This is a genomic window from Streptomyces sp. RLA012, assembly GCF_056270325.1.
Window position 1 is genome coordinate 6,419,812 of the sequence record NZ_JBWDPA010000002.1, and the last position, 12,546, is coordinate 6,432,357.

The window sequence follows — 12,546 nt, forward strand, 5'->3', positions numbered from 1 at the left end:
CGTCGACTGTGCAAGGTTCGGAGAACTCTTCCCGTCGCGGCCGTCGCTCATCCACCATGGGCGGCATGCCACTGAACGACATGCCGTGGTGGCGCTGGCGCAGCAATGTGCGTTCCGCGCTGCACATGCTCTCCGACCCCGCCTTCCAACGCGACGTCTGGCTCGCCGGGATCGAGGGGTACGGGGACGTCACCGACGCCGTGTACCGCCTGGTCGAGGACACCTGGCTGGACAACTGGTCCGCCGAGAAGTACGTCGGCACGATCTTCCGGGACTCCCAGGAGGCGGCCCTCGTCGACACCGCGGTGCTCCGCGTCCTGCGGATCATGCACCAGGTCGGGCCCGACGCGCCCGTCTCCGCGTACCTCGACCACCAGGCGTGGCCGGAGGCGCTGCGGGCGGCGCGCGACGCGCACGTACGCCTCGCGGCGAGCGACGGGGAGGACCCCGACGTTCCGCCGCGGACACTGGAAGTCCTGCGGATCCTGACCCGCTCGGCGTAGGTGCCGCGGCCCGAAGAGGCACGGAGGGGCGCCTTGAGGGCGCCTCGTCCCGGGATGCCGTGGGCGTCCGGGTGGCGGGACGGTCATTCGGTACGGGGACCTCGTATGGGACCCTGTCCTGCATGAACGAGCAGTCCGTCCGCGCCGCCGCGCCCGCCGAGCAGTACGTCCTCACCCTCTCCTGCCCGGACAGGACGGGCATCGTGCACGCCGTGTCGAGCTACCTCTTCATGACCGGCTGCAACATCGAGGACAGCCAGCAGTTCGGCGACCACGACACGGGCCTGTTCTTCATGCGCGTCCACTTCTCGGCGGGGGCGCCGGTGACCGTGGACAAGCTGCGTGCGAGCTTCGCGGCGATCGGTGACTCCTTCCAGATGGACTGGCAGCTCAACCGGGCCGAGGACAAGATGCGGATCGTGCTGATGGTCAGCAAGTTCGGCCACTGTCTGAACGACCTGCTCTTCCGCGCGCGCAGCGGTGCGCTGCCGGTCGAGATCGCGGCCGTGGTGTCCAACCACACGGACTTCGCCGCGCTCGTGGGGTCGTACGACATCCCCTTCCACCACATTCCGGTGACGAAGGACACGAAGGCGCAGGCCGAGGCGCAGCTGCTCGAACTGGTTCGCTCCGAAGGGGTGGAACTGGTCGTCCTGGCGCGTTATATGCAGGTGCTCTCGGACGACCTGTGCAAGCAGCTCAGCGGCCGGATCATCAACATCCACCACTCCTTCCTGCCGAGCTTCAAGGGCGCGAAGCCGTATCACCAGGCGCATGCGCGGGGTGTGAAGCTGATCGGGGCGACGGCGCACTACGTGACGGCCGACCTCGACGAAGGGCCGATCATCGAGCAGGAGATCGAGCGCGTCGCTCATGACGTGACGCCCGACGGGCTTGTCGCCATCGGCCGTGACGTGGAGTGCCAGGCGCTGGCGCGGGCCGTCAAGTGGCATGCCGAGCGTCGCATCCTGCTGAACGGCCGCCGCACGGTGGTGTTCGCGTAGGGCCCTGAAGCCGGGGCTGCGCCCCGGATCCTGCAGGTGGGTCACATCCGGCTCAGGGACGCGGCGGCGAAGAGTACGTCCCTGATCGCCTCCCGGTCACCGACCTGCCCCGCGGCCGCCTCCTCCGGCGACACATGCCCCGCCGCCAGTCGGCAGAACTCCACGCCGTCCAACGCGACATGCGCGACCTCCTGCTCGGCGGAGGCGACGGCGGCCGGGGAGTCGAGGGGGATCAGCCACTCGCCGCCGCCGGAGCCCTCGATCTCCAGACGCAGGCTGCGACCGGGCGCCCCCGCCGCGACGAGACGACGGGGCGGCGGGGCCGCGAGACCCGCCCGGCGGCGCTCCGCGAGCGAGACGGGCAGCATCCGCGCCGCCAGGTCGATCATCCGGTGCAGATGACGCGGGGCGGGCGGCCCGTACGGATAGTCCACCGCGTCCGCGATGTCCCCCGCGTGCACCCAGCACTCGAAGGCCCGGTCCAGCATCGAGTCCCTGAGCGGCAGCGTGAAGCCGCCGTACGACACGGCGAGCCGCCCGGAGCCCCCGCCCGCGAACGACACCGTACGGACGAGGTTGTGGCTCTGCTCCCGCCAGGGTCCGCGCACGGCCCGGGTGGGCGGGAAGTGCGACGCGCGCCAGTACGCCTCGGTGCGCCCCGAGGGGGTCGTGGCATCCGGTGCCGGCACCGGCTCGTGCGGCGCGGTCGGGGTCTCACCGAGCGGGTCCTCCAAGCCCAGCGCGACCCCCACCAACCCGTCCACGGTGAGCAGGTGGGCGATCACCCCGGCGACGGTCGTACGACGGCTCACCGGCCCGTCGCCCTCGAACCAGCGCAGCCGCACCGGCGCGTGCCACTCCGCATCCCCTATGTCCTGGAGCAGCGCGTCGAGCCGCGCGGTCTCCGCGTCGTACGGAGCCGCCCAGTCCGGAACCGGGATGCGCGGCGGGCGCCGCTCCAGGCAGCCCTGCAGGACCCGGGTGCGCAGGGTCGGGTCGAGGTCGAGGCTCTCCGGCGGGTGCAGCAGCCCGACGGCCTCGCGCAGCCGCAGCGCCTCGTCCGCGCACGCACCGCACTCCCCGAGGTGCTCCTCGACCGCGGCCGTCTCCTCCGCCGAGCAGGCGGCCAGCGCCCACGCGCCGAGCAGTGCCTTCAGCACCCGGTGTTCGAGGACGAGCGGCGCGGACGCGGGCAGCGGCAGTCCGGTGTCCTCGACGGAGGAACGCGGCATCGGTATGCGCGGCGGCTGCCACGGTCCGGCGGGCTCACCCCCGCCACTGCCACCGTTACCCCGGTCACCGCCACCACCGCCGTCCTGACCGGCGCCGTCACCGCCGTCGGGTCTGCCCGGACCCTGTCCCGAACCCCATGGCGCCGTCACCGCGCACCCCCGAATTCGGGCGGCGCGCCGGAGGGCCGGGCGTCGTGGGCGGTGGACAGCAGCTGCAGTCCGAGGCGGAGCCGGCGGCGGGCCTCGTCCTCGGTGACGCCGAGGTCGACGGCGGCCTGGCGGTAGTCGCGGCGCTGGAAGTACGCCAGCTCCAGGGCGGCCCGCAGCGGGGTGGGCATGGACGTGACGATGTAGTCCGCGCGGGCGGCGACGGACGCGCTGCGCACCTTGCGCTCCAGTTCCTCGGTGCTGCCCCCGCCGTCCTGTGCGAGCGCGGCGGTCTCGGTCGCGTGCAGCCGCTGCACGGCGAGCCGGTGTGTCAGGGTGGCGACCCAGGAACGCAGGGGGCCCTGCTTCGGGTCGTACGACTCGGGGTTCTCCCAGACGTGGGCGAACACCTCGCGGGTGATGCCGTCGGCGGCCCGCTCGTCGCCGAGCACGCGGTGCGCGAGCCCGTGCACGAGCGAGGCGAACCGGTCGTAGAGCTCACCGAGCGCCGCCGCCTCCCCGCGTGCGAGCCGTTGCTGCATCTTGCGGTCCCAGCGGGGCGGTGCGTCCTTCGTCGCCATACGGCCCCCTCACCCCTGCTCGTGCTCGGCGCCTGTCCCTGTCCAGCTCCAGCCTGTGTCCATCGCTGTCCCGAATGTAGTCGGCACGTCCGACAGCGCACGCCCCTTTACGTCAATGTGCGCCCCTGGACAGACCGTGAATGGTAGAAGCCCATCACTTGCCCCCTTGGATCCGATCGAATCAGACCGTACTTGACCATCGAACGACCGAAACAGCTCGCTCGTCCAGCATTTTCGACCGTAGACCGGCGTTTCATCGCTTGCGGACCGGTGTTTCATGGAACGAGGGCTGGGCAGCCGCGCCGAAAGGAAGCGTAGGAACTGCTTCCGTTTCTGGCGGGCGAGGCGAACGAGAGGCGTTGCGGTGACGCTCAAGGTGACCGACGGCGAACTGGGCGGGTGGGCGGTGCTCCGGGTGTCGGGCGAGATGGATCTCGTGACGTCCCCGGTGCTGCGCCAGCGGGTGCACGACGCGGTGGCGGAGGGCCGCCGCAGTCTCGTCCTCGATCTGTCCGAGGTCGTCTTCTGCGACTCCAGCGGCGTCGGCGTGCTCATCGCCACCCGCCGCCTGGTCCGCTCCTGCCAGGGCCGGCTGCGCCTGATCCTGCCGGCCCGGGGCGCGTCCGACGGCTCCCATGTGAACCGGGTCCTCGGGGCCCTCGGCGTCCGCCGCCTCTTCGACGTCTATCCGGACGTGGGCACGGCCGTCGACGAGGAGTCGAGCCCGCTCTCGGCGTGAGGCCGCGCGTGACGCCCCACACCCGGTCGGCGACACAGCGCCACGCCGCCCCGCACAGTTGTCCCGGAATTCCTGCGGTCTTGGCACAACCGACGGTTTCCCGCGCCCCCGGCGGCCCGGGCGTCGTACGCTCCGTGCCAGATGAAACCGCAGTCCGGCTGAGAGTCCGGCTGAGTTGTAAGGCGGTCCGAGAAGACCATGGTCAGCACCGAATACGAACGCAGGATTGCCGCCCGATTCGTCGGCTTCGACCAGGACGGCAACGGCTACATCGACCGGGAGGACTTCAACGCCGCCACGAAGGCGGTCCTCGCCGAGTTCGGTACGGCGGCCCGGTCGGACAGAGGCCAGGCCCTGTACGTCGGCGCGGAGGCGTTCTGGCAGGGCATGGCGGGGATAGCGGACCGTGACGGCGACCAGCGCATCACCCGGGAAGAGTTCGTGAACGGCGCCGTCAAGCGGCTGCGCGACAACCCCGACCGCTTCGGGGAGATCGCCCGTCCCTTCCTGCACGCCGCCCTCGCCGTCGCGGACACCGACGGGGACGGCGCGGCCACGGTCGAGGAGGCCGCCCGCGTCCTGAAGGCCCTCGGCGTGCCCGACGACACCGCGGCCGCGGCGGCCGCGACCATCGACACGGACGCGGACGGCCGGATCGGCGAGGCGGAGGTCGTCAGCGCGTTCGCCCGCTACTTCACCGTGCCGGAGTAGATCCGCCGCACGGCGATCCTCACGGTGCCGGGTCCGGCCCCACCGCCCCGGCACCGTCAGCCTCTCGCACGCTCCCCGAAAAACGCTCCCTGAGCTTGTACTTCAGTACCTTGCGCAGGGTCTCGTTGCGCGGAAGAGCGTCCACCACCTCCAGTTGCTCCGGCAGCTTGTGCACGGACAGCCCCTCCGCACGCAGATACGCGACCACGGCCGCGAGTGTCAGGGCGTCGGCGTCGGCGTCGGCGTCCGCGTCCGCGTCCGCATCGGCATCGGCATCGGCATCGGCGGCGGCGGCCCGGGCCGGCTGTTCGACCACCGCGCAGACCCGTTCCCCGCGCTCGGCGTCCGGCAGCCCGATCACCGCCACGTCCTCGACGGCCGGGTGCCGGTGCAGCAGATCCTCGATCTCCTTGGCGGAGATGTTCTCGCCCTTGCGGATGATGACGTCCTTCAGCCGCCCGGTGAGGACGAGGTGCCCGCTCTCCGCGAGATGCCCCACGTCGCCCGTGATCAGGAACCCGTCGGCGTCGAAGGCCGCGGCGGTCTGCGCCGGGTCCAGATACCCCTGGCAGACGGCTTCCCCGCGCAGCCGCACCTCCCCGTCCACGATGCGTATCTCCATGCCCTCCGGGGGCCTGCCCTCCGTCGTGGCCAGGTTCTCGGCCGTGTCGTCCGGCGCCCCCATCGTGATCATCGGAACCTCGGTCATCCCGTACCCGTGGGTGAGCTGCACGCCCATCTCCCGTACGACGGAGTGGTAGACCTCGGGCGGCTTGGGCGCGCCCCCGCCCGCCAGCAGCCGCAGGGTGGGGATGACCGGCTTCCCCGGCTGCTTGCGCTGCTCGGCCAGGAACATCGAGTAGAACGCCGTCGAACCGCCCGCCACCGTCACCCCGTGCCGCCGGTAGCCCTCCAGGGCGGCGGGCAGCGCGAAGTGCTCGAACATCACCGCCGGGAAGCCGTACAGCAGCAGCATCACCGTGTAGTCGGGCCCGGCGATGTGCGCGTACGGGAAGGCCATCGAACCCACGTCCTCGGCCGACAGGCGCAGCGCGTGGGCGAGACACGAGCCGCCCGCGATCAGCGACCGGTCCGTGTGGAGGACCCCCTTGGGGTCGGAGGTCGTCCCCGAGGTCCAGTAGATCCAGCGGACCGAGGTGCCCTCGGCGGGCGGGGCGGGCAGCACGGCGGGATCGCCGTCCGGCAGCACGTCGTACGCCTCGAAGACGCCCTTCGCGCCGAGCCGCCGTGCCATCCCCGTGTGGTCGAAGCCCCGCCACTCGCCCGGCACGGCGAAGTACTCGGCCTTGGACTCCCTGAGCGCGAAGCCGACCTCGCGGTCGCGGTAGAAGGGGATCACCGGGGACTGCACGGCGCCGAGGCGGGCCAGGGCGAAGGACAGCAGGGCGGTCTCGATGCGGGTGGGCAGCTGCCAGGCGACCACCGTGCCGGGGCGTACGCCCAGGTCGTACAGGCCCGCCGCCACCCGTTCGGCACGGTCGCGCAGGGCGCCGAAGGTCAGCGAGCGGTCGTCCTGGAGGAGGACGGGCCGGTCGGGGGTGAGGTCGGCGCGGCGGGCCACCAGTTCCCAGAGCGTGCGTGCTGCGCCCAGAGCGTGTGCGGTGTCGTTCACAACGGCCCCCTGTAGCCGACGGCTCCCGTAACTGACGGTTTGTCAGATCCCGCCAGAGCGTAGGCCGCACCGCCTTGTCGGTCCATAGGCGCGGGGCTAGCCTGCTTGTGGCAAGGAAATCTGACGGACCATCAGATACGTCAGGTGCATCCGATGGGCATGTACGCCAGGCGGAGGGGACCCATGACCGAACTGCCCCGCATCATCAGCGTCGACGACCATGTGATCGAGCCCGCGCATCTCTTCGAGACCTGGCTGCCGCGGAAGTACCAGGACCGCGGGCCGAAGCCCCTCACGGCCGGCATCGGCGAACTCGCCTACGTCGGCGGCAAGTACCAGATCACGATGGACCCGGACGGCCCGCCCACCGACTGGTGGATCTACGAGGACCTCAAGTTCCCGTACAAGCGCAACATCGCCGCCGTCGGCTTCGACCGGGACGAGATGACGCTGGAGGGCATCACCCGGGCGGAGATGCGGCGGGGGTGCTGGGATCCCGTCGAGCGCCTCAAGGACATGGATCTCAACCATGTCGAGGGCAGCCTCTGCTTCCCCACCTTCCCCCGCTTCTGCGGGCAGACCTTCGCCGAGGCGCACGACAAGGAAGTCGCCCTGGCCTGCGTGCGCGCGTACAACGACTGGATGGTCGAGGAGTGGTGCGGCGACAGCGGCGGCCGGCTGATCCCGCTGTGCCTGATCCCGCTGTGGGACATCGACCTCGCGGTCGCGGAGATCCGGCGCAACGCCGCGCGCGGCGTGAAGGCGGTGACCTTCTCCGAGATCCCCACCCACCTCGGCCTGCCCTCCATCCACTCCGGCCACTGGGACCCGTTCTTCGCGGTCTGCCAGGAGACGGGGACGGTCGTGAACATGCACATCGGTTCCTCCTCGCAGATGCCCGCCGCCTCCCCGGACGCGCCGCCCGCCGTCCAGGCGTCGCTGTCCTTCAACAACGCGATGGCCTCGATGATGGACTTCCTGTTCAGCGGGGTGCTGGTGAAGTTCCCGCGCCTCAAACTCGCCTACTCCGAAGGCCAGATGGGCTGGATCCCGTACGCCCTGGAGCGCGCCGACGACGTCTGGGAGGAGCACCGCGCCTGGGGCGGGGTCAGGGATCTCATCCCGGACCCGCCGTCGACGTACTACTACCGGCAGATCTTCTGCTGCTTCTTCCGCGACAAGCACGGAGTCGCGTCGCTGGACGTGGTCGGGCGGGACAACGCCACCTTCGAGACCGACTACCCGCACGTCGACTCGACCTTCCCGCACACCAAGGAGGTCGCCCTCGACCATGTGAAGGGCCTCGACGACGAGACCGTTCACAAGCTGATGCGCGGCAACGCGATCCGCATGCTCGACCTGGACCTCGACAAGTAGACGGCCCATGGATCTCACGTACACCCCCGAGGAGGAGGAGTTCCGCGCGCGGCTGCGGGAGTGGCTCGCCAAGGTGCTCCCGTCGCTGCCCCCGAAACCGTCCCCGGACGACTGGCCGGGCCGACGGGCGTACGACCTCGGGTGGCAGCGGACGCTGTACGACGCCGGGTACGCGGGGCTGCACTGGCCGATCGACGCCGGCGGCCGGGGTGCCACACCGACCCAGCACCTCATCTACCTGGAGGAGACGGAAAAGGCGGGCGCACCCTACGTAGGGGCCAATTTCGTCGGGCTGCTGCACGCCGGGCCGACCATCGCCTCCGAAGGGAGTGCCGCGCAGCGGGCGCGCTGGCTGCCGCCCGTGCTGCGCGGCGACGAGGTCTGGTGCCAGGGGTTCAGCGAACCGGACGCGGGTTCGGACCTCGCGGCGCTGCGCACGCGCGCGTGGCGGGACGGCGACGACTACGTAGTGAGTGGGTCCAAGATCTGGACCTCCCACGCCGAGGTCGCCGACTGGTGCGAGCTGCTGGTCCGGACCGATGCCACCGCCCCCAAGCACCGGGGCATCACCTGGCTCGCGATGCCCATGGACGCACCCGGGATCACGGTCCGGCCGCTGCGCACCCTCGCGGGCTCGACCGAGTTCGCGGAGGTCTTCCTCGACGAGGTACGGGTGCCGGTCACCCACCGGGTCGGCGCCGAGAACGACGGCTGGCGCGTGACCATGGTGACGCTGTCGTACGAGCGCGGCACCGCCTTCGTGGGCGAAGTCGTGGCGTGCCGCCGGACGCTGGGGGAGGTCGCGCGCGAGGCCCGGAAGAACGGCCGCTGGGACGATCCGGCGCTGCGGCGGCGGCTGGGCAGGCTCAACGCCGAGTTCCGCGCGCTGTGGCGGCTCACACAGTGGAACGTGAGCGAGGCCCAGAGAAGCGGGGGCGTGCCCGGGGTCGGCGGTTCGGTGTTCAAGCTGCGCTATTCGCACGCACGGCAGGAGTTGTACGACGCCGCCGCCGAGGTCCTCGGCCCCGAGGCGCTGGACCTCGGCCGGGAGTGGAGCCTCGACCGGCTCTCCTCCCTGTCGTACACCATCGCGGCCGGCACCTCGCAGATCCAGCACAACATCGTGGCCGAGCGGATCCTGGGCCTGCCGAAGGGACGGTGAGTTCTTCCGCATGGACTTCCAACTCACGGATGATCAGCGAGCCTTGAAGGCGGGCGTGCGCGAGCTGCTCGCCGCGCGGTTCGGCCGGGAACGGCTGCGCGCCGCCGTGGACGAGGGACCGCGGCTCGACCGGGTGCTGTGGCGCGAGCTCGGCGAGGCCGGGTTCTTCGCGCTGCGGCTGCCGGAGGCGGACGGCGGGGTCGGACTGGGCCTCCCGGAGGCGGTGCTCGCCTTCGAGGAGGCGGGACGGGTCCTGCTGCCCGGCCCGCTGATCGCCACCCACCTCGCGGCGGGCGTGGTGGACGGGGCGGCCACCGGGGAGACCGTGGTGACGGCCGTCGACGGCGGCGGCCTGGTGGAGTGGCTGGCGGAGGCGGACGTCGTACGCGGGGACGCGACCGGCGCCGAGCCGCTGAGGCCGGTGGATCCGCTGACTCCGCTACACCGGGTACCCGTATCCGTACCCAGACGCGTATCTGTATCTGTATCTGTGCCTGTACCTGTGCCTGTGCCCGGCGGGGCCGGTCTCGCCGACGTGCGCCCCACGGGTTCCACCGGCGCACTCCCTGACGCTCTCCTCACCTCGCTCTTCACGGCGGCCGAACAACTCGGCGGCGCCGCGCGAACCTGCGAGACGGCCGTGCAACACGCCCGGACCCGCGAGCAGTTCGGGCAGCCGATCGGGGCCTTCCAAGCGGTCAAGCACCTGTGCGCGCAGATGCTGGTGCGGGTGGAACTCGCGCGCGTCGCGGTCTACGCCGCCGCCGTGACCGCCGACCCGGTGGACATCGCGGCGGCCCGGCTGCTCGCCGACGAGGCCGCCGTACGCGGCGCCCGCGACTGCCTCCAGGTGCACGGCGGCATGGGCTTCACCTGGGAGTCCGATGTGCATCTGTATCTGAAGAGGGCGTGGACGCGGATCCAACGTGCGGGACTGAACACGCAGAGTGAGGATGTGTTGGCGGGCGATCTGGTGGCCGAGGCGGGCCGATAGGGCTCTGTGCAGGCACGCTTTGGGAAACAACGAAACGAATGTCGCGGATCGTGGCATACCGGAATTACAGAGCGTTGATATCGGGTTGTGTCCTACGCGTGACTTGTCACGGCCTGGAGTCGGCGGCGGGCTCCGGTACCTTGTGTGAGATGCGACTGGTTCAGAGAGCGAGCCATCCCGGTGTTGCCCCTGAGGCCGCGCCGGATCCGGCGATGCTCGCCGTTCGCAAGGCAGTGCGGACCCCCGCGGCTGCCTGTTCGACTCCCCGTGGCGAGCGTCGCACAGTATGCCGCACGCGTACTCCTTCGCGCTGGAATATGCCCGAAGCGCTTGTTGGGGTGACTGTACGTCAACCATGCTGTCTCTCAAGGGAATCACGTTCCGTGATCCTGGTTCTGGTCATGCAGGTCATGGCCACGATCGTGGCCCTCGTGAGGCGCGAGGCGATGTGTCCGCCGGTTCGGATGGTGTGAGCGGTGCAGGTGCTTCAAGTGCAGCTGGAGATCCGGCCCGACCCCGCGGAGGTGGGGCGAGCCCGACGGTGGGCCCGTTCGCGGCTCGCCGGATCCGGGATAGAGGTTGATGAGCCGCTCGCCGAGACGCTGATCCTGCTCGTCTCCGAACTCGTCACCAACGCCGTGGTGCACACCGGCTGTCCGGCCGTGCTGCGGCTGTCCCTGCCGGGCGTCCTCGGTCAGCCCCTCGGCACGGTCCGCCTGGAGGTGGCCGACTCCTGCGACCGCCCCCCAGTGCCCCGGCATGCCGAGGGCGACGACACCAACGGGCGTGGCCTGGAGCTGGTGGACGGCCTCGCGGACCGCTGGGGCTGGAACCCCGAGGGGGCCGGCAAGAGCATCTGGTGCGAGGTGGACCGGTGTACGCCGAGCACCGCGACGGGGTCCGCGTACGCGTCTTCGTCGCCCTCCTCGTCCGCCTCCGTGCCCTCGACTTCCTCCTGTGGGGGGTTCGCGTACGAGGCGTACGAGGCGGTCTAGGCCGTCTGGGCCTGGACGGTCTGGGTGGTTCAGGTGGTTCAGTTGGTTCGGGTGGTCCAGGCGGCCTGGTTCGCGCTCGGTCCCGGCCCCCGTATCGCCGCCCGCGTATCGGCGTTCCCGTATCGCCGGTGCGGGTGCACGGTTCGCGCATGTCCGCATGAATTCCGCTTCCCCGGCCTCGGTCACGGCCGAGTGCGCCGGGGTGTGCTTCCGCGCGCACCTTCGCAAATAGGTCGTAAGTGATAATTCCCCGAACGGGTGTTGACGTGGCGTGTCCGTTTGATCACGCTTGTGTTCAGCGATTCGCCGCGAGGGGACGGCGAGGGTTCCGGTGACGGGAGCCCTCGGCGAGTGCGGGTCGTGATTCGGCGTCGGCTCCTACCGGGGCAACGGGAGCAGGGTGGGTACGCCGGAGCCGGATGGCGGCGCGCGGTGCCGTGCTCGGGGCGCGCAGCGACGCGCCGCCAGTCGACCTCTTTTCCCACGTTTTCTCGCGTTTTCCCACGCTTTCTTACGTTCCTCGCGGCTGCGACTACAGCAGGGCCACGGGGGCCACCGGTGTGCCCGTGCCGCCCACGAAGGGTTCCGGCATCGCGGACAGCAGGAAGGTATAGCGACCTTCTTGTCCACAGGCTGTGGACAACTCTTCGAGATTCCAGTTCTGGCCCTGCAGCATCCCCATCTCGACCAGGTCGAGGGCGTGTACGGGCAGCCACAGGTCGTCGATTTCGGGAGGAAAGATCTCAAAAGTGAGAGTGTCGTTCGCGACGGCCGCGACATCGCGCGCGTGGAACCACTCGGGCGTACGGATCGACAGCCCGGGCGACGGATATCCGTACGCGTGCTTGTCGCCCGCCAGGAAGACCTGGATCTGCCCGGTCCGTACGAGCACGATGTCCCCGGACCGCACCCGCGTGCCCGCCAACTCCTCCGCCGCGTCGAGGTCTTCTGGGGTCACGGCATGGCCGCCGTCGAGGCGGTCGACGCCCCGCGCGCGCGGGACGTCGAGCAGGACGCCCCGCGAGACGATGTGCCGGGGCTTGTCGATGCCGCTGAACTCGGCGCCGCCGTGCGGGGTGATCGTGCCGGCCGGGCGGCCGTTGTAGAGCTTCCCGGAGTGCGAGACATGGGTGAGCGCGTCCCAGTGGGTCGCCGCCTGGAGTCCCAGGGTCGCCGCGTCGTCGCTGCACGCGACCGTGCCCGGACCGAAGATCTCCTGGTTGATCTGCACCATGACGTGCAGCGGATTGACCCGCCCGGGGATCATCCCGGTCTGTACCCCGTCCTGCTGGAGGGGGAGCGCGAGCGGGACGCGCCGCCCTGTGCGGACGCAGGCGGCGGCCTCCCGCACCACCTCGTCGGTGATCAGATTCAGGGTGCCGATCTCGTCGTCGGCGCCCCAGCGCCCCCAGTTGTTCACGCGCTTGGCGATGTCGTGGAACTCGACCGGAAGTGACATGAGTCCTCC

The 12,546-nt window shown here is 70.7% G+C and carries 12 protein-coding genes; 8 read left to right on the top strand and 4 right to left on the bottom strand.

The window, feature by feature from the left end:
• Positions 1 to 56: 56 nt before the first annotated feature.
• Together RV986_RS29515 and purU are read left to right on the top strand one after the other, a co-directional pair.
• Complete coding sequence (locus RV986_RS29515; RefSeq protein WP_475920286.1) at positions 57 to 503, top strand: SCO4402 family protein; 447 nt, start codon at positions 57 to 59, stop codon at positions 501 to 503.
• A 122-nt stretch (positions 504 to 625) separates the two neighbouring features.
• On the top strand, positions 626 to 1,507 hold the full coding sequence (purU, locus tag RV986_RS29520) for a formyltetrahydrofolate deformylase (RefSeq protein ID WP_475920287.1): 882 nt from the start codon (positions 626 to 628) through the stop codon (positions 1,505 to 1,507).
• A 41-nt stretch (positions 1,508 to 1,548) separates the two neighbouring features.
• On the opposite strand, the gene RV986_RS29525 is transcribed toward purU, so the two are convergent.
• Both RV986_RS29525 and RV986_RS29530 read right to left on the bottom strand, forming a co-directional pair.
• On the bottom strand, positions 1,549 to 2,889 hold the full coding sequence (locus RV986_RS29525) for a zf-HC2 domain-containing protein (protein WP_475920288.1): 1,341 nt from the start codon (positions 2,887 to 2,889) through the stop codon (positions 1,549 to 1,551).
• A complete protein-coding gene (locus RV986_RS29530) occupies positions 2,886 to 3,467 on the bottom strand; it encodes a sigma-70 family RNA polymerase sigma factor (protein WP_475920289.1) in 582 nt (193 codons plus the stop codon). Before RV986_RS29530 ends, RV986_RS29525 begins: the two co-directional genes overlap by 4 nt.
• Positions 3,468 to 3,831: 364 nt before the next feature.
• On the opposite strand from RV986_RS29530, the gene RV986_RS29535 reads away from it, so the two are divergent.
• Both RV986_RS29535 and RV986_RS29540 read left to right on the top strand, forming a co-directional pair.
• Entirely contained in the window at positions 3,832 to 4,206 is a 375-nt protein-coding gene (locus tag RV986_RS29535) for an STAS domain-containing protein (protein WP_475920290.1), read from the top strand.
• A 198-nt stretch (positions 4,207 to 4,404) separates the two neighbouring features.
• Complete coding sequence (locus tag RV986_RS29540) at positions 4,405 to 4,917, top strand: EF-hand domain-containing protein (protein WP_475920291.1); 513 nt, start codon at positions 4,405 to 4,407, stop codon at positions 4,915 to 4,917.
• 19 nt (positions 4,918 to 4,936) lie between these two features.
• Here the strand turns inward: RV986_RS29540 and RV986_RS29545 are convergent, their stop codons facing one another.
• Complete coding sequence (locus tag RV986_RS29545) at positions 4,937 to 6,550, bottom strand: class I adenylate-forming enzyme family protein (RefSeq protein ID WP_475920292.1); 1,614 nt, start codon at positions 6,548 to 6,550, stop codon at positions 4,937 to 4,939.
• Positions 6,551 to 6,733: 183 nt separating this feature from the next.
• Here RV986_RS29545 and RV986_RS29550 point away from each other — a divergent pair, with 183 nt between their 5' ends.
• The 4 genes from RV986_RS29550 (at position 6,734) to RV986_RS29565 (ending at position 11,078) form a co-directional block, all read left to right on the top strand.
• Positions 6,734 to 7,927: an amidohydrolase family protein gene (locus tag RV986_RS29550; RefSeq protein ID WP_475920293.1), complete on the top strand. Its 1,194-nt coding sequence runs from the start codon at positions 6,734 to 6,736 to the stop codon at positions 7,925 to 7,927.
• A gap of 7 nt (positions 7,928 to 7,934) precedes the next feature.
• Complete coding sequence (locus RV986_RS29555; RefSeq protein WP_475920294.1) at positions 7,935 to 9,089, top strand: acyl-CoA dehydrogenase family protein; 1,155 nt, start codon at positions 7,935 to 7,937, stop codon at positions 9,087 to 9,089.
• Positions 9,090 to 9,099: 10 nt separating this feature from the next.
• Positions 9,100 to 10,083, top strand: a complete 984-nt coding sequence (locus tag RV986_RS29560) for an acyl-CoA dehydrogenase family protein (RefSeq protein WP_475920295.1) — start codon at positions 9,100 to 9,102, stop codon at positions 10,081 to 10,083.
• Positions 10,084 to 10,559: 476 nt separating this feature from the next.
• A complete protein-coding gene (locus RV986_RS29565) occupies positions 10,560 to 11,078 on the top strand; it encodes an ATP-binding protein (protein ID WP_475920296.1) in 519 nt (172 codons plus the stop codon).
• Positions 11,079 to 11,610: 532 nt separating this feature from the next.
• Here RV986_RS29565 and RV986_RS29570 read toward each other — a convergent pair.
• Positions 11,611 to 12,537 (bottom strand): cyclase family protein, encoded by a 927-nt coding sequence (locus RV986_RS29570; RefSeq protein ID WP_475920297.1) that lies wholly within the window; start codon positions 12,535 to 12,537, stop codon positions 11,611 to 11,613.
• Positions 12,538 to 12,546 lie beyond the last annotated feature (9 nt).